The sequence below is a fragment of the Porcibacter vitabionis genome, from assembly GCF_046263795.1.
Classification (GTDB): domain Bacteria; phylum Bacillota; class Clostridia; order Lachnospirales; family Lachnospiraceae; genus Lachnocurva.
The window spans coordinates 15670-38651 of record NZ_JBJYZD010000009.1 but is presented as its reverse complement, the minus strand read 5'-3'; the positions used below and the strand labels follow the sequence as shown (position 1 = coordinate 38651).

The window sequence follows — 22982 nt, the reverse complement described above, 5'->3', positions numbered from 1 at the left end:
GGACTCATGTTCCATGTAAGGGGGGTAAAATTATGTGCGTGAAAGAAGAATATCGATTTGAATCAAGTGATGATGCAAAAACCGAGATCCATGGTGTCAAGTGGACTCCTACGGACGGAAAGGTCCGGGCTGTCCTGCAGATTTGTCATGGTATGCAGGAATATATAGAACGCTACCAGGAACTGGCAGAATTCCTGACAGCGCGTGGATTTGCAGTGGTAGGTCATGATCACATCGGTCACGGCAAAACGGCAAAGGATTCTAGTGAACTTGGCATCATGCATACCAATCAGCCTGCAGAGACCATGGTAGAAGATGCTTTCCGAAATTATGAGATCAATCGTGACCAGTTCAAGGGGATTCCCTATTTTATCCTTGGTCATTCCATGGGCTCTTACATCCTTCGCATGATGTTATCCGTGAAAAGTGAGGAATTAAAGGATCTGACCGGGGCCATCATCATGGGCACCGGCACAGAAAAGGACAGTGCCATTAAGGCAGGGCGTTTCATCGTAAATCTGGTTGGCGGTTTGCATGGTTGGAATTATAAGAGTAAATTTGTCGCCGGACTGATGTTCGGAAAGCCCTATAAGGGATATAACCTAGATGGAAGCGAGCCGGAGAAGAGCTGGCTGTCGAAGAACGTAGAAAATGTCAAAGCCTATTATCAGAATCCATTTGATAACTTTGCCTTTTCTGTTAATGGATACCGTCTCCTTCTGACAGCGACAGCATATGACAATGATATGAACCATATCCGAAAGATCCGGAAGGATCTGCCAATTTTCTTTATGTCCGGCGAAAAGGATCCGGTAGGAAATCTTGGAGAGGGCGTAAAAGAAGCCGCCCGACGTTTCCGGGAGGCCGGGATCTATGATGTGAATATGAAACTTTATGAGAATGACCGCCATGAGATCCTGAATGAGACAGACCGCGAGCAAGTGCAAAAAGATCTGCTTGGATGGATGGAAGAGCATATGTGAGGGTGAGAATCAGTTCGTAATTATCATCCTATGGGGTATTTCCCTGGAATCCGATAGTCAAATGCCAGATTGACTATCGGATTTTTGATATTCCCATGTATTACGATAAATGAGTCCAAAATCGGGTGATTTTGTGGCTCTCACTATCCTCAAACTTTCCGGCTCAGAAATCCCCAGATCTTCCGGAAAACTTCCAGGTCGCCCTGTATTTCCTCGACCTTGCGCCGGTTCTTCTCGTTGAATCCCACCAAGATCTTGTGATTTGCCTCAGCCAGATAGTCCATGATACCGTCGATGTCGGTCTTAGTGTTCTTCGGGCAGCGGATATAACGCCTTTTCTCACCGGTGATGTACATGGTGTAAGAAATGGCAAAATGATGCCAGAGGAATTTATGAAGGGTAGAATACTTATAGAGCCAGATGATCTTGTCAATTGGCATGATTGCGACGCCGTAATTCGATGTCTCAATGAAGTAATGCTCCGTGATGAACATATCATCCGTTGCAAGCTGGGGCAAGGTTTGGAGCTCTTCCTCGGCTTCCTCCAGCATTTTGGAAGGATTGCCATAGACCGAAAGCCGCCGGATGGGGTGTGAAAGAACCGGGAAAGCGATGCAGAGCAGACAATAAACGACGGTGAAGATACCATAGATCCAACCTACGATCAGAAGAAAGCGAAGAAAAACAGTCAAGTTTCCACTGCCCGCCGGTTCACTGATCATATAATCCGAAAATGCCTCTTCCATTCCTGCCTGGTTCCAGGACAGATCTCGTGCCAGATGACGTAAAAGCGTACTTTCGTCCACAGAGTTCTTACAAATTTCTGCAGAAATGTAGACCTTCTTGATATGTGACAGGCCCATCTCCGAGGTTGCCGGCTTCAGAAGAACGATAACACAGCTATCGTTCATCATGGTGTAATAATAATACCCCGTGGTCCGGCCGAAGGTAGACCTGGTGTATCCGGTGAAATAGAGGTCCCGAAAGGTGCCATTGATATAGCGTTGGTTCTTCTTATAGAAGCTTGCCGGGCTGAAATCCGATGTGATTTTTTTAGGGCTTAAAAGGGAAAAAAGTGAGAAAAACACGGATAGAATCAGGACACCAAGCAGAAATACGCCAGCCGCCGTGAGTTTCTTTGTATAATAAGCTCTAATGCTTTTTGTTATATGATTTTCAAGGCTTGTAGTCATAATTTCCATTCATTTCGAATTTATCAGTATTCACCATTCCCAGTATAAGTTTTACAATGGACTTAGGCAAGGAAAGAAACCCTGCAAAATGCGAATTTCTTTCATGCTTTATCGTAGAAAGGCAGTCCGCTGTCCTAAAGACAGCATGACACGAACTTAATCGTGTCGTTGGTAGCACCCGACATTAATCGGGTGAGGGTTCACTCAAAAGCTAGATAGAAAGCGAGTGATAATAATGAATAAAGAGATAAGAAGGGAATGGGCCCTTGCCAGAGATGAACTGGTAGCTGCAGTTGTCGAATTGGGCTTTCCGGCAGAACTGGGAGAAGCATGCGCCAGACAATTGAAAAGTCCCAAGGCAATGCATCGCCTGGTCTCCTATCTTTACCGAGTCGAACCGGATCGTCCGGAGCTTGTGGTGGATGAGATGCTTGCTATTTGTTCAGAAATAGATGCCTGGCGCGAAAAGAAAGCCAGCGAAGAAGCCAATGCAGCCTATAATATGATTATCAATGAAGGACTTCATCCAGATGACGAGTCATAAGATTTGTTATTTCTTTGGCGTTTTTACAGGAAAAACATGATTCAGGCTAGCACATGGAGCCGCCTCTCTTACAAATATCGTAGGAAAGTACAAATTTTAATATTACGATAGTAAGAGCCACAAAATCACCCGATTTTGGACCCATTTATCGTAATACAGGAGAATATCAAAAATCCGATAGTCAATCTGGCAGTTGACTATCGGATTTCAGAAAAGTTACCCGTATTACGATAACTGGTTCTCGCTCGAGCCCTCTCACTATCATCATTCAAGAAAGTTCCCCATATTACGATAAATGGTTCTCGCCCAAGCCCTCTCACTATCCTAATTCAAGAAAGTTACCCGTATTACGATAACAGGTTCTCGTCCAAGACCTCCCACTATCGTAATTCAAGCAAATACCTCGTATTACGATATTTTCCCCCTCGACCGCTCGCCCCATCCCCCATCAACCCTCGATCCCTCGCCCCCTCCCCCCTTCTCACCAGCACATTCTTCCCACACGCCCCCAAACTGTGCTATAGTTTTAATGTCTATTGAAAAAGCAAGCATTTTCAGCTGCTTTTTTGTGAAGACAATAGCATGATATTCATCACTTTTTACATTTTTTGCCGCAAGGGGCGGCGGAATGGAGTTTTTTATGAGAGACGGTTGGATACGAGCCGCAGCATGTACCTGTAAGGTAAGGGTCGCGGATACGATTGCAAATGGAGAGGCGATCCGGGAGATGATGCGGCAAGCATCGACAAATGGCTGCCGGATCGTAGTTTTCCCGGAACTTGCCATTACGGCATATACCTGCCAGGATTTGTTTTTCCAGGAGCCTCTGCTTCGAAGCGCTGAGGAAGAGCTTTCCTTGATCGTAAAAGAGTCAGAAGATCTGCCGGGCATTTTCTTTGTCGGTTTTCCTTTCTCATGGAAGGGAAAACTGTATAATACGGCGGCTGCCATCGCGGGCGGCAGGCTCTTAGGCCTGGTTCCTAAGCGGCACATTCCGAATTATCATGAATTTTATGAACGTCGCCAGTTTACCCCCGGTCCCCGAGAAGTCACAAATGTTCGCCTCCTGGGGCAGACCGTTCCCTTCGGAAGCCAGCTTCTTTTCCAATGCGAAGAGATGCCGACTCTGGTTATCGCCGCAGAGATCTGCGAAGATCTCTGGGTCCCGAATCCGCCAAGCAACAGCCATTGTATGCACGGAGCCACCATGATCGTGAACCTGTCCGCATCCAACGAGCTGACCGGCAAGAGCGACTATCGGCGGAGCCTGATTCAGAACCAGTCCGCCCGTCTCTATTGCGGCTATGTCTATGCGGCAGCCGGCCCCGGCGAGTCGACGGGGGACCTGGTCTTTTCCGGCGACAGCATCATCGCCGATGGGGGACGCCTGAAGGCGGAGAATACCTTGTATCGGGAGGGCTATATTTCCTCGGAGATCGATCTCTACGCCCTCTTAGCCTACCGCGAGGAGATGAGCACATTCCTTGTGGATCCGGATGACGACGGTTATGTCACGGTTCCTTTCCATCTGCCCCTTGAGGAGACAGCCCTGTCTGGAAATGTAGACCCTGCCCCTTTTGTGCCTTCGGATGCCGGAATGCTTGCACATCGTTGTCAGGAGATCCTTTCGATCCAGGCGATGGGCTTAAGAAAGCGGCTGGATCATACCCATGCCAAGACTGCAGTGATCGGTATTTCCGGCGGCCTGGATTCGACTTTGGCACTCCTTGTGACAGTAAAGGCTTTTGATTTATTAGGCTTGTCAAGAAAAGGAATCAAGGCGGTTACCATGCCGGGCTTTGGAACGACCGACCGGACCTATTCCAATGCTTTGGCACTGGTTCGGATCCTGGGAGCAGATCTTTTGGAAGTTCCAATCGGTCCCAGCGTTTTGCAGCATTTCAAGGATATCGGACAGGATCCGAAGAATCATGATGTGACCTATGAAAACGGTCAGGCCAGGGAGCGGACCCAGATCCTTATGGACATTGCCAATAAGGAGAACGGCCTGGTCATCGGAACAGGGGATCTGTCGGAACTGGCCCTTGGCTGGGCGACTTATAACGGAGACCACATGTCTATGTATGGCGTGAATGCTTCGGTACCAAAGACCTTGGTACGTTTTCTGGTTCGCCATGTGGCAGAAGAGTCTTCGGAGGATCTGAAAAAAGTGCTTCTTGATGTCCTTGATACACCGGTCAGTCCGGAACTTCTGCCGCCCAAAGATGGAGAGATCGCCCAGAAGACCGAGGATATCGTAGGTCCGTATGAGCTCCATGATTTCTTCCTTTATTATGTGATGCGTTTCGGTTTCTCACCGCGGAAGATCCTCCGACTGGCGGAAAATGCCTTTGCGGGAAGATATGATCGGGAGACCATTTTAAAATGGATGCGGAATTTCTATTGGAGATTTTTTGCCCAGCAGTTCAAGAGATCCTGCCTGCCAGACGGCCCCAAGGTCGGAAGTGTGGCACTTTCCCCTCGTGGTGACTGGCGGATGCCGAGCGATGCCGTCAGCCGGATCTGGATGGAAGAGGTGAAGGCTTTGCAGGAGTAGAGCCTTGTGTAGAGAAAAGCCCGACCGAATTGATATGTACCATCCTTACTGGTTTGTCCAGTACAGAGGGTACATATCAATTCGGTCGGGCTATTTCAGTAAAATTTTTCATTCATCCGTTAAGGAAAAGTGAAATTTAATCTTAATTTGATCTCATTGTCCAAACCATTCCAGATCATAGTCGGCAGTGAAATGTTTCCTGTCGACAAATTTCCGGAAGAAGCTATGAAGCGGCTTGGAAAGGGGCCCATATACGAAAGGATAGAGGGCCAGCTGAAGACCGATTCCAAAGAAGACATCAATGATGGAGTGCTGCTTTAAGAAAACGGTGGACAGGATAATGAAGACCATGATGATCCAGCAGCTGATCCGAATCTTTGGATGTTTTTGGATGGCATGCAGCTTATTTAAGGCCACCGTAACGCCGATGGAATTAAAGACATGGATGCTGGGAAGCACATTGGTCGGTGTGTCTGTTCGATAGAGGCCGGCGACGAGTTTACAGAAGATATTATCTCTGGGCATGACAGCAGGTCTCAAATCCAGACCATTTGGCCAGACCCAGGAAAAAATCAGAAAAAAGGTCATACCGAAGGCCATATCAAAAGCAAGGAGATAGAAATCCTGCCCCCTCTTTTGAAAAAGGGTGAAGACAATACCAACGAAGGAATAGACAAACCAAAAATAATATGGAATAATAAAATATTCACAGAAAGGGATCTTGTAATCAATTGGCAGAGTTACGATATGATAATCGACTTTTCTCTTCTCCAATAAGCAGAAACAGATCATATAAAAGGCTAAATAGGAGAAGATCAAAAGAAACCTTCTGCCATTGATATGCATAAAATGAAAAATCCTTTTTCTTAAACTCATAACCCGGGCTTTCCAATATCCATGCTGACAATTTTATCATTTCGCATTTCGCGCGTACTTCGTTCATTATAGCCAAGTGGGATAAAATTGACAAGATATTGGATTTTTCCATGGAAAGTGGTTTATAATAAAAAGAGCTGTGCGTGAAACCAAAAACATTGAATTACATTCAGTTAGGAGAGGATTATTTCATGTCGGAAAACATTGAAATGACAGAAGACACCGGGAAGAAAAGATTCAGACTTCATATCGGTAAGAAAGGGATGATCATCGGCGGGATCGTGATTGCTTCTCTTTTGGCTCTTTATCTTGGTATTTCCCTGTATTATGAGAATCATTTTTTCTATAAGAGTACGGTAAATGGAATTCCTTCCGGCAATGCGACTCCCAAAGAAGTAATGGCCAGTGCTGCCAAGAAAACAGATGGATTCCGCCTCGAAGTGAAGGAACAGTCCGGCAGTGAGGTTATTGAACCGGAAGAAGTCGGCCTGAAGATGGAAGATAATGTAGCGGGCTTTGAAAAACTTCTGAAAAAGCAGAATGGTTTTGCCTGGATTTCTTCTTTAAGGAAACCCAGCGCATATGAGAGTAAGGTCCTCATTTCCTATGATAAGGATAAGCTTGCCAGCCGTATACAGACATTGAAGGATGTTTCGAATCCGGAAATCAAAGAATCTGAAGATGCAAAGCTGGTTTACGAGAATGGCAGTTATTCCATTCAGCCTGAGGTCTATGGTAATCATGTAGATCTTGACAAGTTGACCAAACTCATGGGGGATGCTCTGACGAATTTAAAGACTTCCATAGATCTCGAAAAGAGCCAGTGCTACTATCTCCCTGCCTTGACGAAGGATGATGAGACGTTACAGAAGTCTGCAAAGAATCTCAATACGAAATTGCAGATGACCTATTCCTTTGTCGGCGATGGTGTGAATGAGACCATCCCAAAGGAAACTTTGGCTGGTTTTATGTCTGCCGATGAGAAGGGCAATATTACATATAGGGATGATGCGATCCGTGCTTTTGTCAAAGAAATGGCGGATAAATATAATACGGCCGGCAAGCCGGTGACCATCCAATCCAGCTGGGGCGGAACTGCCACAGTTCCCGGCGGATCTTATGGAATTAAGATCGATCAGGCAAAAGAAGTAGCCCAGATCAAATCGGATCTGGAGGCTGGCAAGAATGTAAGCCGTGATTTCAACTATTCTATGAAGGCAGAGAGAAATCCGTCTACTTATTTGGAAGTTAACCTTACGGCACAACATGTTTATTTCATCCAGAATGGCAATCAGGTCCTTTCTTCGGATGTCGTCACAGGAGATACTCCTAAGGGCAGAGGTACCGATCCGGGCGTCTGGTATATTACGAATAAGGGGAAAAATGTAACCCTTCGTGGACAGAACTACGCAACACCGGTTGCTTACTGGATGCATTTCTATAATGGAGAAGGCTTCCACGATGCGACATGGCAGCCCTCTTTCGGTGGAACCTATTATCTGGTGCGCGGTTCTCATGGCTGTGTCAATCTGCCGCTCAGCTTTGCAGCAAAGCTCTATGCAGCTGTACCGGTTGGCACTCCGGTCTATATTTATAACAAGCCGGGAACAGAGAATAATGCACCGAATGTCAAGGATGCAGAGAACATGACCAATGCGATCTCAGCTCTGACGGCCAATCCGATCACAACCGATAGCGAAAGCCAGATTGCAGCTCTGGAGAAGCAATATAAGAAGCTGACACCTCAGGCCAAGGGCATGGTTAATAATTATGCAGCACTTCAGAATGCGAGAGCACAGTTGGATGCATTAAAGTCGGGCGCTGCAGTTCCGGCAGCTCCGGCAGCACCGGCAGCACCGGCAACCCCGGCAGCACCGGCAGGACAGGATTCCCCAGCACAGGGAACGCAGGCGGGACAGAGCAATGAGGCGCAGGCCCCGACTGCATAAAAGTCAGATTGTAACGACAGTTTTCAGTAAGGACCAACCAGGCCGGATACGTGGTTAACAAGTTGAAAGTATAGAGGATTTTTATGGACTCTCTTGTAACGCTTTTTACCAATACACTGGGACAGCATGTGTCGAAAGAAGTAGTGGTTTTCATTATTTCTCTCCTGCCCATTCTGGAGTGCAGAGGAGGCCTTCTGGCAGCATCTCTTTTGAAACTGCCGCTTCTTCGGGCTATCCCCATCTGTGTGATTGGAAATATCATTCCGATTCCCTTTATTCTTCTTTTTATTAAGAAAATCCTTCACTGGCTCAGTCGTTTTAAGGTCTTCCGTCCCTTGGTAGAAAAGATTGAAGCCAGGGCCCAAAAGAAGAGCGGTTCGGTATCCGGAGCGGAATTTCTGGGACTTATGACCTTTGTCGGGATTCCTCTTCCGGGAACCGGTGCCTGGACCGGAAGCCTTGTTGCGGCATTTCTGGAGATGGATGTGAAAAAGGCAGTGCTTGCAGAGCTCCTTGGAGTAGCTATTGCCACAGTCATTATGTCGATCGTAAGTTACGGACTCCTGGGATTGATCATTCATTAATTGGGGTTTGGACAGCATGATTTTAGGATGGTCGATCGCCCATTTTTCGAGATTCGAATGGATGGATCTGCTTATCATGATGGATCAGAGGTCTCTGATCAGGGAAAGAGGTCTGTATGGAAAAGAAGAAACGCCCACTGGGGGATTGCAGTACATGTAATTATTACACCTATGATGATGAAGAAGAGGCATACTATTGTGACTTGAATCTGGATGAGGATGATTATTATCACTTCATGACACATTCTTACAAGAGCTGCCCCTACTATGTCAATGGGGATGAGTACAGGGTGGTTCGACATCAGATGTAGGGCCTTTCAACAAATTGCAGATTGACCAAAAGACCGGGCAAGATTCTTGCCCGGTCTTTTTTGTTGACTGTTTTGATGTTGACTACGCCCCATGACAATGTCATCGTCAGATATTAATTTCCGCAGCTGTTTTCCGGCTGGCCGTATCATAGAATTCGAAATAGTCCGGCCGGTGGCGGGACTGTGTCCATTCAAACATGACACCGCGGGAATTATAGGTATGGCTTGTAACGGCAGCAACAAAGTCATAATCCTTCAGATCTAAGAGCCTGGTATCCATTTCACTTGCCCGTTCTGCCGTGATTTTTCGTTTACTTGTTGTGATCTGCATATGCAGTTCATTTTCGAGATAGGCATAGATAGAGTGCCCGGCAATCTCTTCTGTCAGCCCCGGAACCTCCGATTTTAAGAAGATATTATTGTCGAGAATAACCGGCTTTTTATCGATCAGCCGGATCCTTTGGATATAGATCACCTTTTCACCGATGGGAAAAGAGGTCCTGTCAGATAAGTGTTCATCTACAGTCAGAGTAGTGAATTTAATGACCTTTGTCTGGGCCTGGAGCCGGTTTCTCTTGGCGGATTCGGTAAAACTCTCAATTCCGCCGATAATAAAATGCGCTTGCTTGACAGGCTGGTAAATAACCTGAACACCCTTTCCATGAATCGCTTGCACGTATCCCTGTCCGGCCAGTAAACTTAGGGCGCGGCGGATCGTGTTCCGCGAACAGCCATAGACTTCCTTTAATTGATTTTCCGATGGGAGAAAGGAACCGTGTTCGTACTCTTTATCTACAACTTTTTCTACCAGATCCTTATAAATCCCCTCAAATTTCGCTGCGGGCATGCAACAATTCCTCCCTGTAGTTTGTATATAGTCGAAGGCTTTAATCCTTCGCTAGTCGTTCAAGATCTTTGTGTTTGATTTGAAAGACCGCACATAAGTATACCACAGTTTCGATTCCTCGTAAGCAATCGGGAGATCGTTGTTCTGATTTTGTGAACAAGCATGTTTTCGGGTCAAATATTCGATATATGAAAACTTTTGGAAATGATGCGTGTTTTACGGAGTCGCCAGACATGTTTTCGGATCAAATATTCGATATATGAAAACTTTTGAAAATGATGCGTGTTTTACGGAGTCGCCAGGCATATTTTCGGGTCAAATATTCGATATATGAAAACTTTTTAAAATAATGCGTGTTTTTAGGGTGATTTCATAGCATGAAATTCAAAAGAATTTGTATATCGAATTTTTGGCTTGAAGAAGTACACTTTCCGGCATGAAAATACGCATCATTTTGAAAAGAATTTCTATATCGAATATGAAATGCGTATAGACAGGTCCTGCAATCCGACAGGAAGAAAGGTTGTCAGTTTTCTACAAAAAAGATAGGAAAGTCTTGGTTATTATTTTTGTCATCCCTGCTTGACTTGTCTATTTGTACGTGGCAAAATGAAACCATAGAGTTAACTTGTTCAAACAAGTAAGAGCGGTGTCGAGGAAATGCTATAACTATACCAAGATAGAATGATTCGAAGAAACGGGTTTCCACGAAACCAGAAGCCATAGCAATCACAAACCCAGGGAAGCAGATTGCCACGAAACCAGAAACCATAGCAATCACAAACCCCAGGGAAGCAGTCCCAAAGAAACCAGAAACCAGAAACCAAAGAACATATTAACCAAGCGTCAAAGGGAAGGTAACAATCAGTATTTGAAAGGAGAGTATGATGGGGAAGTACACAAAAGATGCAGAAGAGCTTTTGAAGCTCATCGGCGGGCAAAAGAACATTGGTGCAGTTTCACACTGCATGACTAGAATGCGTTTTGTTCTGAATGATCCAAAGAAGGCTGACATTAAGGCAATCGAGAAGATGCAGGTCGTAAAGGGAACCTTTACCCAGGCCGGTCAGTTCCAGGTGATCATCGGAAACACCGTCGCAGATTTCTATAATGACTTCATTGCTGTGGCCCATGTCGAGGGAGTCTCCAAGGATCAGGTCAAGAGCGCGGCCAAGCAGAATCAGAATATCCTGCAGAGAATGATGACCGCTCTGGCAGAGATCTTCGCACCGCTGATTCCTGCCATTATTGTCGGAGGCTTGATCTTAGGCTTCCGGAATGTCATTGATTCTATGCAGATCTTCAATGGAGCAACACTTGTCAGTCAGAGTGTCTTCTGGGCCGGAGCGGATAAGTTTCTATGGCTGATCGGCGAAGCGATCTTCCATACCGGAATTCCGGTTGGTATCTGCTGGTCCGTTCAGAAGAAGATGGGCGGAACGCCAATGCTCGGTATTGTTCTCGGCCTTACTTTGATTTCCGGTCAGCTGGTCAATGCCTATAGCGTTGCCGGAATGGCTGCCGCAGACTGGGCACCTGATCATGTCTGGGATTTCGGCTTTACTCAGGTCCGTATGATCGGTTATCAGGCTCAGGTTCTCCCGGCAATCATGGCGGCCTTCTGCCTGGCCTATCTGGAGCGGCTTTTCCGTAAAATCACGCCGGCTGTCGTTTCCATGATCGTCGTTCCCTTCTGTTCCCTGACTTTATCTGTTATGGCAGCCCACTTTATTCTCGGCCCGATCGGCTGGAAAATCGGAAATGTTATCGCAGCTGTTGTTCAAGCCGGTATTTCCGGTCCCGTCAGAGTCCTGTTCGGCGCCATTTTCGGTTTCATCTATGCACCGCTCGTTATTACAGGTCTCCATCATATGTCCAATGCCGTTGATCTGCAGCTCATTGCAGCCAATGAGGGAACCGCACATCCCGGCACCATGCTCTGGCCGATGATCGCCCTTTCCAATATTGCCCAGGGCTCCGCGGTTCTCGGTATGGCACTTCTTCAGAAGAAGGACGCCAAGGCGCAAGAGATCAACATTCCGTCTCTGATCTCCTGTTACCTCGGTGTAACCGAACCTGCCATGTTCGGTGTTAACTTAAAGTACGGTTTTCCTTTCATCTGCGGTATGATCGGCTCCTCCCTTTCCGCCATCGTCTGTACGGCAACATCGGTATCCGCAACGGCCATCGGAGTCGGCGGTCTGCCCGGCATTCTGTCCATCGTCCCGCGATTTATCGGCCAGTTTGCCATCTGCATGGCCATCGCCTTCTTCGTTCCCATCCTCCTGACCTACATTGTCGGTAAGAAAAAGGGCATCGATAAGGAAGCCGAGAAAGCAGGTCTTGCTTTTTCCATGGAGCAGGCAAATGTAGACCAGCCCCAGGCATCCCTTTCGAATGCTTCTTATGCAGATGCAGAAGACCAGAAGAAGGTATCTTCTAACGGTACGGCTCAGGCACCCATGAAGGAAGCTGTTGATTTAAAGGCTCCGGTAGACGGTAAGGTCATTTCACTGAAAGAGATCAATGACGGTGTTTTCTCCAGTGGCGCAATGGGCGATGGCATTGGGATCATCCCGGAGAGTGAAACGGTCGTTTCACCGGCACCGGCAAAGGTTACCGCATTAATTGAAGATTCCAAACATGCCGTCGGACTGACACTTTCGAATGGCATGGAAATTTTGATCCACGTCGGAATTGATACCGTAGCCATGCAGGGAGAAGGATTCAACTACCTGGTTCATGACGGCGATCTCGTGGATACCGGAACGCCTCTTATGACATTCCGGAAGGATACCATTCAAAAGGCAGGCCATCCGGATACCCTTGTTATGCTGGTGACTGAGCCGAATGGAATTACAAATATCAAGATGCATAGCGGCATTTCTGCCAAGGCCGGCCAGACAACGGTTACGGATTGGTAAGGAAGAAATGATCACGGACCTCGGAGGTGATGAGATGAATTTTCATGATAAAACAGTCTACCAGATCTATCCCAAGAGTTTTTGCGACAGTAACGGAGACGGAATCGGGGATCTGAAGGGAATTACATCGAAGCTTGATTATTTAAAACAACTGGGTGTGGATTATATCTGGTGTACCCCTTTTTTCAAGTCGCCTCAGAGAGACAATGGTTATGATGTCGCAGATTATTACTCCATTGATCCAACCTTTGGCAGCATGGAAGATGTCGAGGAACTGATCCATGAAGCAGACCGGCGGGGCATGGGTATCATGCTGGATATGGTTTTCAATCATACATCAACAGCTCATACATGGTTCAAGAAGGCCCTGTCCGGTGACAGGAAATATATGGATTATTACATTTTCCGGGATGGAGATCCCAAAACACCGCCGACCAACTGGGAATCCAAGTTTGGGGGCAATGCCTGGGCCTATGTTCCACATCTGAAAAAATGGTATCTGCATTTATTTGACAAAAGCCAGGCAGATCTGAACTGGGAGAATCCGGCGGTTCGTGAGGAATTGAAGAATGTCATCCGTTTCTGGAAAAAGAAGGGAGTCAAGGGCTTTCGCTTTGACGTTGTCAATCTGATCTCCAAACCGGAAATTTATCTGAATGATGAGGCAGGGGACGGCAGAAGATTCTATACCGATGGCCGTCATGTTCATGAATTCCTGCATGAACTGGTCAGAGATACCGGGATCTCTGATATGATCACCGTTGGAGAGATGTCTTCGACGACACTGGATCACTGTATCCGTTATTCCAATCCAAACCGTCAGGAACTGTCCATGGTCTTCAATTTTCATCATTTGAAGGTCGATTATAAGGACGGCAATAAGTGGGAACTCATGAAGCCGGATCTCCATCATCTGAAGGAACTCTTTCAGACCTGGCAGGAAGGTATGCAAGAAGGAAATGGCTGGAATGCTGTCTTCTGGGAAAATCACGACCAACCCCGAAGTGTGTCACGATTTGGCGATGAAGGTCGCTATTGGAAGGAATCTGCAAAAATGCTTGCTGCGGCGATTCATCTGATGAGGGGAACGCCTTACATTTATCAGGGCGAGGAACTCGGCATGATCAATGCGCATTTTCATCAGATCTCGGACTATCGGGATGTCGAATCGACCAATTACTACCGGATCCTTCTGGAGCAGGGGAAGTCAGAAGAAGAGGCCATCCATATCTTAGAGGAGCGCTCCAGGGATAATGGCCGGACACCCATGCAATGGACGGATGGGGCGAATGCCGGCTTTATGCCGGAGGGCATAAGCCGGTCGCCATGGATTGGGATCCCGACCGTAAAGCCGGAGGCAAATGCCAGGGCGGAAGTCGGGGATCCGGACTCTATTTTCAGCTTTTACCGATATCTGATCCTGCTTCGTAAGGCTTGTCCGCTGATTTCGGAAGGCAGGATCCGCTTTTTTGATCTGGATGACGATAAGGTTCTGGTTTATGAGCGGTACTTTGCAGAAGAACTGCCCGACGGAGGGACGAATCAGGAGAGACAAACCTCCGCATGGTCTGAAATGGAGGCAGAAAAGGATAGTGTTTCCGCTGCATGGTCCGGAAGGGAGGAAAAAAATGCAGGCAGAAACTTCCTTCTCGTATTCTGCAATCTGACAGGTGAAGAAGTCCATGCAGCCATTCCTTCCGACCGGGCAGAGGCTCTATCCAAGGCCATTCCAGAAGGACAAGCGCAGATTTTGGTCAATAACTACGGATGTTCCGATTTTTCAGCTGTGACAGGACAGGAGATCGTGCTTCGGCCTTACGAGGTTTATGGGATCCGGGTTGACCGGAAGCTGTGACAGGACAGGAGATTGTGCTTCGACCATACGAGGTTTATAGGATTCGGGTTGACCGGATATAGAAATAAGCTATACTGAAGGTAAGTTTGAAAGATCATCCTCTTGCAAGGGAGGAATGATATTCTTGAAGAAATCAAGAGATTTACGGCTTTCCGGAGGTTTTTATGACACTGACACAACTTCGATATGTAATAACTGTAGCTGACACCGGCTCCATGAATGCGGCGGCAAAGACACTCTTCGTGTCTCAGCCGTCGCTTTCGTCTGCTATTCGGGAACTGGAAGTAGAATTGGAGCTTACGATCTTCTTTCGGACCAACCGGGGAATTGTGCTGACGCCCCAGGGACAGGAGTTCATCGGCTATGCTCGCCAGGTCGTGGAACAGTACGAATTGATCGAGTCCCGATATATCTCAAAGAATCAAGTCAAGGCAAGATTCTCTGTCTCCATGCAGCACTATTCCTTTGCCGTCAGGGCCTTCGTAGATACTGTGAAAGAATTCGGACTGGATGAATATGAGTTTGCGGTAAATGAAGACCGAACCAGCGAAGTAATCAACGATGTAGCAGAATTTCGAAGCGAAATCGGAGTCCTCTATCTCAGCAGCTTTAATGAGAAGATCCTGCAGAGAATTTTCAAGGAACAGGGTCTGGAGTTCCATCCCCTCTTTGACTGTCATATTTTCGCATATATGTGGAAGGGACATCCCCTGGCAAAAAAGGATAAAGTGACCCTGGAGGAACTGGATCCCTATCCCATGTTGTCCTTCAATCAGGGAGCATATAACTCCTTCTACTTCTCAGAAGAAGTCTTAAGCACATACAATTACAAGAGGATCATCAAGGGTAACGATCGGGCTACATTTCTGAATCTGATGGTCGGATTGAATGGATATACCCTCTGTTCCGGCATTATCAGCGAGGATCTGAATGGTGAGGAATACTGCGCGGTTCCCCTGGATTCCGAAGAGGTCATGCACATCGGCTATCTGACCAAGAAGCAGGCGAAACTTTCTGAAATTGCTCTGCATTATATCGACCATCTGGCCAGATTCAAGGATCAGGTGATTGGGTGAATGAGAAGAAAAAAGGCATCTTTTGCCATTCCTATCATGAATGTGCTTTTACCATGGCTTTCTCATGGGCAGCCATAGCATCGAAAAGGTATTCATAGAACTCTGTCAGTATAGAATTCGATATATGAGATCTTTTCAAAATCATGCGTGTTTTATACGGGGAAATGGCTTTTTTTTAGCCATAATATTCAATATAGAAAATCTTTTGATTTTCATGCTATGAAAATGCCTAAAAAACACGCATGATTCTAAAATAAATTCATATATTGAATATTTGACCCTAAATCAGGTCAGGTGATCATAAGAAATACGCATCATATTCAAAAGATTTCATATATTGAATTTTCTATCCTAAAACCGGTCGGGCAGTTTATGAGGTCATCCATCATAAAAGGTAACCAGCAAATCCTCTATCCGAAAACCGGTCTGGCAGTTTGTGAGATCATCCATCACAATGGCAACCAGCAAATCCATTTCGACTTTGCAGTCCTAAAATTCACTGACTACAAGTTCCGACACCTTTTGGTGTGGGAATTTGTAGTCACTTATCAAGTTGCAACAAAAATTTATCAACAAAACACTAAAAACCTATTGACATAGTATGATTTGGGTGATATATTACCAGCATAGCAGTTAATCATACAAAACCTACTGAGAAAATAGGAAATGATATGAGACCGCAAGAAACATTACCCTAACAAGAACGTATGCATGACACTTGTAAACAAAACCTGAGAATGGCAGAGTAGGAAAAAGGAGAAAAGATATGGCAAGAAAAGCAGTAAACAGCACACTGGAACTCATCGGAGATACCCCTCTTCTGAAGGCATCCCGTTACGCAAAGAATGCCGGCGTTGAAGGAGCAGACATCGAAGTAAAGCTGGAATATTTCAATCCGGCCGGATCAGTGAAGGATCGTATCGCTCTGAATATGATCGAAGATGCCGAAAAGAAGGGCATCTTAAAGCCGGGCGCAACCATTATTGAGCCGACCTCCGGAAATACCGGTATCGGAATTGCCGCAGTTGCCGTAGCAAAGGGATATAAAGCAATCCTGACTCTGCCGGAAACTATGAGTGTGGAGCGCCGTAAGATCTTAAAGGCTTATGGTGCAGAGCTTGTTCTGACTGAGGGCGCCAAGGGTATGAAGGGCGCCATCGCTAAGGCAGAGGAGATCAAGGCAAACACACCCGGCGCCATTATCCTGGAGCAGTTTGATAACCCTGCAAATGCAGAGGCTCATTACAAGACGACCGGACCGGAAGTCTGGGAGCAGACCGAAGGCAAGGTTGACATTTTCGTTGCAGGTGTCGGCACTGGCGGAACCCTTACCGGAACCGGGAAGTATCTGAAAGAGCAGAATCCTAACGTCAAGGTTGTTGCGGTTGAGCCGGCAGGAAGCCCGGTTCTGTCCGAAGGAAAAGCCGGTGCACATAAGATTCAGGGCATTGGTGCCGGTTTCGTTCCGAAAGTCCTGGATACCAAGATCTATGACGAAGTCATCACCATTGAGAATGACGATGCATTTGAAGAAGGTCGTCGTTTCGGCCAGTCCGAGGGTGCTCTGGTCGGAATCTCTTCCGGTGCTGCTCTGAAGGCAGCTGTCATTCTGGCACAGCGGCCGGAAAACAAGGGCAAGAAGATCGTTGCTCTGCTTCCGGATTCCGGCGATCGTTATTATTCGACCGCACTGTTCAGCGAGTGATTGCTCTTGTAGGAAGAAAATGCTTGGATGTAGCAGGTCAGAAGAATCAAAAGATTTGGATCGTAATGGACATCCATATGATAACGGGTGGAGATGGAGACATCTTCGCCCGTTTTTTAAACTTAGACCAATTCCCTGAATGCAGATATGATATAATAAGTATAACATCAATGGTCTGCCACAAGGAATGCTTTGTGGCAAAAGCTGCTTTTGCTTTCGCAGAGATCAAAAGGAAACGACAAATACAGGAGGAAATTATTTGAAGATATCAACCAAGGGTCGTTATGCCCTCTTAATTATGCTGGATCTGGCTGTTTATAATACTGGGGAGCCGGTCAGCCTGCGAGATATTGCCAAGAGACAGGAGATCTCCGAGAAATATCTGGAGCAGATCATTTCTCTTTTGAATAAGGGAAGGCTGGTGCAGAGTGTCCGGGGTGCTCAGGGAGGTTATTTCCTTCGGAGAGATCCGAAGGACTATACGGTTGGTGAGATTCTTCGCCTGACAGAAGGCGACCTGGCACCGGTGGATTGTGTCGGAAATTCCGGCGTCGCCTGTGAACATAAGGCGGACTGTGTAACCGTAGAAGTTTTTGAGAAGATCAACGAAGCCGTGAATCAGGTCGTAGATCACATCACCCTCCAGGATCTCGTTGACCGTTATAACGAAAACGCTGCCAGCCAGGCAGCAATGCTGATCTGAAGACCGAAATCGTTATATCATCTATAACGAAAACGCTGCCAGCCAGGCAGCAATGCTGATCTGAAACCGGGATCGTTATATCATTACTGTGCCAAAAGGTGCTTTTGACACTCATTTTGAAATATAGACCAAACATTACTTTGTAATGGAGTATTTATAAAACCCTGCAGAATTTCTGATATTTACCCTCTTGGTAATGCCCTTATAATGGTGTAAATTCAATAATTCAAAAGAGCCAATGGCTCAGCCCTCAGGTATAATGAGAATCGCGACATTCAACATAGTACCGAAAGGAGAACCAATGGCTCAACTCAATATTACATTGAATCAGGACGAAATTCTACAATTACTTTCTGCCGACCGGGAGGATGCTTTCCGAACTCTCCTTCAGGAAAGCCTGAATTCGGTTCTTAAAGCCGAATCCCAGGAACAGCTCCAGGCAGCGCCATATGAGCGATCAGTTGGTCGTACAGACTCGAGAAACGGTTTCCGGACCAGAGATCTTAAGACACGGATCGGAACGATAACTTTAAATGTACCAAGGCACAGGAATCAGCCATTCCATACGATGGTCTTTGAGAACTACTCCCGCAGCGAAGCCGCTCTGGTTACAACCATGGCGGAAATGGTCGTGAGCGGTGTATCCACCAGGAAAGTTGCAAGGGTCGTAGAGACGCTCTGCGGTACATCAATCTCCAAATCCGCAGTTTCCGATGTCTGTAAGGATCTCGATCAGGAAGTCGAGGCCTTCCGCAACCGGCCGATCGAAGGTAATTACCCGTTCCTCACAGTCGATGCTACATATTTCAAGGTACGTGAGAACGGCCGGGTTGTATCGAAAGCGCTGATGATTGCCTATGGTACCGGTGACGATGGAAGGCGCGAAATCCTTGGCTTCTCGGCCTACCGGAATGAGTCCCGTGAGACATGGAAAGACTTCCTGACCGGGCTGAAAAAGCGCGGTCTGTGCGGTCTCATGATGATCACTTCCGATGCTCACGATGGCATCATCAATGCCGCCAGAGAGGTGTTTCCGGACGTTCCATGGCAGCGATGTCAGTTCCATTTTTCAAAGAACATCGCTGACAAAGCTCCGAAGAAAGAGCAGGCTGGGCTCCGTGCTGAGCTGCAGGAAATGTTCCACTGCAAAAAGATCGAGGATGCCAGACAAAAGCGGGATCAGATCCTCGCCGATTATCAAGAATCCGCCTCATCAGCAATGAAATGTCTCGATGAAGGCTTCGAGAGCGCTATGACCGTTATGACGCTCCCAGAAGGGATGCGTCGCTTCTTCCGGACATCCAACCATATCGAGCGGCTGAACCGGGAACTGAAGCGGCGTTCCGGCGTCATCGGAATATTCCCCAATGAGGCTTCGCTGATCCGGCTGATGGGATCTGTCCTGATCGAACAGAACAGCATCAGCCAAGCCAGAAAGGCCATCTTCAGTAAGGAATCCTATCAGAGGCTACTGAAATCGGATGTTCGAAATCACCTGCATCTGATTGCAGAAGAACAAGCTGCTCTTCTGGCAGCATAGTTATCAACACTTATACCTGAAGGCAATTTACACACAAATTTGGACTTGACTACCCTCTTTAATGAACAAACCAGTAAGGAGGGTACATATCATTCTGCAGGGCTTTTTTATTTCCAGGTCAGCAATTTGCTATAGATTTGCTATAGCTTACAACTATAACTAACTATATAATTCTAGACTTAGACAAGAACAAAATTGGTGTGTAATATAATAGCTGTAGCAAGCAAAAGGAATTCAAAAAAGCAATCGCTTGCAGAAAAACTAGAAAGAAAAATCATCAAAGCAGCGCTGCAGGAACAGGAAAAAGAAAAAAGGATCATTATCACAGACCAGGAAAAAGAAAAAAGAATCATTATCACAGACCAGGAAAAAGAAAAAAGAATCATTATTACAAATCGGGAAAAAGAAAAGGATCAAGATCACATTCCAGGAAAAAGAATCAAGATCTCAGACCAGGAAAAAGAAAAAGGAGAAAGATACTATGGCACATTTAAATGAGAGAAAACTTCATTTCGAGACAAAGGCAATTCATGTAGGACAGGAACAGGCAGATCCGGTAACAGACGCCAGAGCTGTACCGATCTACCTCACTTCCTCCTATGTCTTCCGTAACAGCCAGCATGCAGCAGACCGTTTCGGATTAAGAGATGCCGGTAATATTTACGGCCGTCTGACCAACCCGACCGAGGACATTTTCGAACAGAGGATCAACGCTTTGGAGGGCGGTGTTGCAGCCCTTGCTGTAGGATCCGGCGCAGCAGCAGTTACTTACGCAATTGAGGCTCTTGCAAAGGCCGGTGATCACGTTGTCGCAGCAAAGAATATCTACGGCGGCACCTATAATCTCCTGAAGCACACCCTGACGGATTACGGTGTGACAACAACCTTCGTTGATCCGGACAATCTCGACGAAGTCAACGCAGCCTTCCAGGATAACACCAAGCTTCTCTTTATCGAGACGCTTGGCAATCCGAACTCCGAGGTGGTCGATATCGAAGCTCTGGCAAATGTAGCCCACGCCCATAAGGTTCCCCTGGTGATCGACAACACCTTCGCGACACCTTATCTGGTTCGTCCGATCGAATATGGTGCAGACATTGTGGTTCATTCCGCAACCAAGTTCATCGGCGGACATGGAACAGCAATCGGCGGTGTCATCGTCGATGGCGGACATTTTGACTTCGCATCTTCAGACAAATATCCTTGGCTTACAGAGAAGAATCCTTCTTATCACGGAATCTCCTTTGCAAAGGATACAGCACCTGCTACTGTGGCGACCTACATTCGTGCCATTCTTCTGAGAGACACTGGTGCAACTCTTTCTCCGGTACATGCTTTTGTATTCCTTCAGGGACTTGAGACCCTGGCTCTCCGGGTAGAAAAGCAGGTTCAGAACTCTCTCAAAGTTGCAGAATACCTGAAGAAGAATCCTCAGGTAGAATCGGTATCTCATCCGGCTGTTACCGATGATCCTCGCCAGAAGGAACTCTATCAGAAGTATTATCCGAATGGTGGTGGCTCTATATTTACCTTCAATATCAAGGGAGATGCTGAGAAAGCGAAGAAGTTCATTGACAATCTGGAACTTTTCTCCCTTCTGGCAAATGTGGCCGATGTGAAGTCATTGGCGATCCATCCGGCTTCGACGACGCATTCCGAGGATAATGAGGAAGAGCTGAAGGAGCAGGGAATTGCACAGAACACCATCCGTCTCTCCATCGGAGCAGAAAATGTAGAGGACATCATTGAGGACCTTGATAACGCATTCAAGGCAGTAGCGGACTGAGGATTCAGAAGGTCTGGAGTGTGAATTCAGAGGCATTTCAGAGAAAAGCAGAAAGAATCCTCTGACTTGGGAGTGAATCCCTGGTCTAAAGAGGATCGGATCATCAAATAAAGATTTTTGAGCGAGCATTGTAGTGATACAAGGCTCGCTTTTTTTACGCTTTGCTATAAAAGTCATTCACAAGATTGTAGAAGATATGCTATATTAAATTGTTGACAAATTTTAAAGGAGATACTGTATGGATTACAGAAAAACGATAGAGGAAATGGAGAATGATTCGCGTAACATCGGCATCATCGATGTGCGTTCGGATAGAGACTACCAGGCGGATACCTTGCCGGGAGCCAGAAATTGCTTTTGGATGGATTTTCCGACCGATGAGATGGAAGCACGAGAGCTGATCGGCGGCTTCGGCTATGCCGGCGAACCGATTTATCTCGTCTGCTATACCGGCGACAAGAGCGACGCGATTGCGGAGCGCCTGCAAGAGTGGGGCATCGAAGCCTATTCCCTCGACGGCGGTTATACTTCTTATCTTCGCCTGGCCATGAAGCGTCTTCTCGCCGAGGAGTTTCCGGAACATGCAGAAAAGACAGAGGATCACTTGCCGGAGGATCACTTGCAAAATGCCATCCAGAAAGGTCAGGATCAGGAACCTACGAATCAAAAGAAGAGAAAGCCCCTGACCTTCGCACAGAATGCCGAGCGTTCCATTCAGAAGAAATTCCGCAAGGAAATCTGGCGCCAGTTTACCCGCGCCATTCGGGAGTATGACCTGATTCAGGACGGCGACAAGATCGCGGTCTGCATTTCCGGCGGAAAGGATTCCATGCTGATGGCCAAGCTTTTCCAGGAGCTTCATAAGCACGGAAAGCACAATTTCGAAGTCGAATACCTGTGTATGAATCCGGGCTACAATGATATCAATTTCGAGACGGTGCAGAACAATGCCAAACTTTTGAATATTCCGATCAAGGTCTTCACTTCGGATATCTATGATGTGGTTGCCGGAGATGCCGGCTATGACGGTTCCGGTTCGCCCTGCTATCTCTGTGCCCGCATGCGGCGTGGTCATCTCTATGCAGAGGCGAAGAAGCTGGGCTGCAATAAGATCGCCCTGGGTCATCATTTCGATGATGTTATCGAGACCAGTCTCATGGGCATGCTTTACGGCGCCCAGATCCAGACCATGGTGCCGAAACTTCATTCCACGAATTTCCCCGGTATGGAGCTGATCCGTCCCCTTTACTATATCCGTGAGCGGGACATCGTCCACTGGAGAGATTACAATCATCTTCATTTTATCAACTGCGCCTGCCGTCTGACCGAATCCTGCACGGCTTTGTCCTGTACCGGAACGGCCCAGGGCTCCAAGCGGGGTGAGATCAAGCGGCTCATCCATTCTCTGGAAGAGAAGGACCCGGTCATTGCCATGAATATCTTCCGGTCCATGGAGAATGTCACGCTGCCTATGGTTTTAGGATATAAGGATGATGAAGGCAAGCATCACAGCTTTCTGGAGCGGTATCCCAATCTTCGATAAGGTGGT

At 46.8% G+C, this 22982-nt stretch carries 18 protein-coding genes; 15 read left to right on the top strand and 3 right to left on the bottom strand.

Translation table 11 applies throughout. The annotated features are described in order from the left end of the window. Positions 1-32 precede the first annotated feature (32 nt). Entirely contained in the window at positions 33-983 is a 951-nt protein-coding gene (locus tag ACKX2L_RS07830; protein ID WP_497553006.1) for an alpha/beta fold hydrolase, read from the top strand. A 149-nt stretch (positions 984-1132) separates the two neighbouring features. Here the strand turns inward: ACKX2L_RS07830 and ACKX2L_RS07825 are convergent, their stop codons facing one another. Then, complete coding sequence (locus ACKX2L_RS07825; protein WP_497553005.1) at positions 1133-2176, bottom strand: DUF6709 family protein; 1044 nt, start codon at positions 2174-2176, stop codon at positions 1133-1135. Positions 2177-2411: 235 nt separating this feature from the next. Here ACKX2L_RS07825 and ACKX2L_RS07820 point away from each other — a divergent pair, with 235 nt between their 5' ends. Together ACKX2L_RS07820 and ACKX2L_RS07815 are read left to right on the top strand one after the other, a co-directional pair. After that, on the top strand, positions 2412-2720 hold the full coding sequence (locus ACKX2L_RS07820; RefSeq protein ID WP_497553004.1) for a hypothetical protein: 309 nt from the start codon (positions 2412-2414) through the stop codon (positions 2718-2720). Positions 2721-3360: 640 nt separating this feature from the next. Then, positions 3361-5277 carry an NAD(+) synthase gene (locus ACKX2L_RS07815; RefSeq protein WP_497553053.1) on the top strand — a complete coding sequence of 639 codons (1917 nt, stop codon included), beginning with the start codon at positions 3361-3363 and terminating at the stop codon, positions 5275-5277. Between the two features lie 153 nt (positions 5278-5430). Here the strand turns inward: ACKX2L_RS07815 and ACKX2L_RS07810 are convergent, their stop codons facing one another. Further along, the gene (locus ACKX2L_RS07810; protein ID WP_497553003.1) at positions 5431-6153 is read right to left on the bottom strand and encodes a phosphatase PAP2 family protein; all 723 of its coding nucleotides are present in this window, start codon (positions 6151-6153) and stop codon (positions 5431-5433) included. A gap of 191 nt (positions 6154-6344) precedes the next feature. On the opposite strand from ACKX2L_RS07810, the gene ACKX2L_RS07805 reads away from it, so the two are divergent. From ACKX2L_RS07805 to ACKX2L_RS07795, 3 genes are all read left to right on the top strand, one after another. Then, positions 6345-8102 (top strand): L,D-transpeptidase family protein, encoded by a 1758-nt coding sequence (locus tag ACKX2L_RS07805; protein ID WP_497553002.1) that lies wholly within the window; start codon positions 6345-6347, stop codon positions 8100-8102. A gap of 83 nt (positions 8103-8185) precedes the next feature. Beyond that, the gene (locus tag ACKX2L_RS07800) at positions 8186-8686 is read left to right on the top strand and encodes a COG2426 family protein (protein WP_497550092.1); all 501 of its coding nucleotides are present in this window, start codon (positions 8186-8188) and stop codon (positions 8684-8686) included. Positions 8687-8802: 116 nt separating this feature from the next. Continuing rightward, positions 8803-8997 carry a DUF6472 family protein gene (locus tag ACKX2L_RS07795; RefSeq protein ID WP_497550091.1) on the top strand — a complete coding sequence of 65 codons (195 nt, stop codon included), beginning with the start codon at positions 8803-8805 and terminating at the stop codon, positions 8995-8997. 106 nt (positions 8998-9103) lie between these two features. Here ACKX2L_RS07795 and treR read toward each other — a convergent pair whose 3' ends face one another. Next, positions 9104-9844: a trehalose operon repressor gene (gene treR / locus ACKX2L_RS07790; protein ID WP_497553001.1), complete on the bottom strand. Its 741-nt coding sequence runs from the start codon at positions 9842-9844 to the stop codon at positions 9104-9106. Positions 9845-10731: 887 nt separating this feature from the next. Here treR and treP point away from each other — a divergent pair. The 9 genes from treP to ACKX2L_RS07745 all read left to right on the top strand — a co-directional run bounded on the left by treP (position 10732) and on the right by ACKX2L_RS07745 (position 22976). Continuing rightward, complete coding sequence (gene treP, locus ACKX2L_RS07785) at positions 10732-12768, top strand: PTS system trehalose-specific EIIBC component (RefSeq protein ID WP_497553000.1); 2037 nt, start codon at positions 10732-10734, stop codon at positions 12766-12768. 34 nt (positions 12769-12802) lie between these two features. Further along, positions 12803-14623 (top strand): alpha,alpha-phosphotrehalase, encoded by a 1821-nt coding sequence (locus tag ACKX2L_RS07780; protein WP_497552999.1) that lies wholly within the window; start codon positions 12803-12805, stop codon positions 14621-14623. Positions 14624-14787: 164 nt separating this feature from the next. Then, positions 14788-15699 (top strand): LysR family transcriptional regulator, encoded by a 912-nt coding sequence (locus ACKX2L_RS07775; RefSeq protein ID WP_497552998.1) that lies wholly within the window; start codon positions 14788-14790, stop codon positions 15697-15699. A gap of 766 nt (positions 15700-16465) precedes the next feature. Continuing rightward, complete coding sequence (gene cysK / locus ACKX2L_RS07770) at positions 16466-17404, top strand: cysteine synthase A (RefSeq protein ID WP_497551367.1); 939 nt, start codon at positions 16466-16468, stop codon at positions 17402-17404. Positions 17405-17663: 259 nt separating this feature from the next. Next, the gene (locus tag ACKX2L_RS07765; RefSeq protein ID WP_497551368.1) at positions 17664-18107 is read left to right on the top strand and encodes an RrF2 family transcriptional regulator; all 444 of its coding nucleotides are present in this window, start codon (positions 17664-17666) and stop codon (positions 18105-18107) included. 301 nt (positions 18108-18408) lie between these two features. Then, positions 18409-19647 (top strand): IS256 family transposase, encoded by a 1239-nt coding sequence (locus tag ACKX2L_RS07760; protein ID WP_497552997.1) that lies wholly within the window; start codon positions 18409-18411, stop codon positions 19645-19647. 198 nt (positions 19648-19845) lie between these two features. Further along, positions 19846-20145 (top strand): hypothetical protein, encoded by a 300-nt coding sequence (locus ACKX2L_RS07755; RefSeq protein WP_497552996.1) that lies wholly within the window; start codon positions 19846-19848, stop codon positions 20143-20145. Continuing rightward, a complete protein-coding gene (locus ACKX2L_RS07750; RefSeq protein ID WP_497552995.1) occupies positions 20129-21433 on the top strand; it encodes an O-acetylhomoserine aminocarboxypropyltransferase/cysteine synthase family protein in 1305 nt (434 codons plus the stop codon). The genes ACKX2L_RS07755 and ACKX2L_RS07750 overlap by 17 nt, the downstream gene beginning before the upstream one ends. 238 nt (positions 21434-21671) lie before the next feature. Next, positions 21672-22976 carry a PP-loop family protein gene (locus ACKX2L_RS07745; protein ID WP_497552994.1) on the top strand — a complete coding sequence of 435 codons (1305 nt, stop codon included), beginning with the start codon at positions 21672-21674 and terminating at the stop codon, positions 22974-22976. Positions 22977-22982 lie beyond the last annotated feature (6 nt).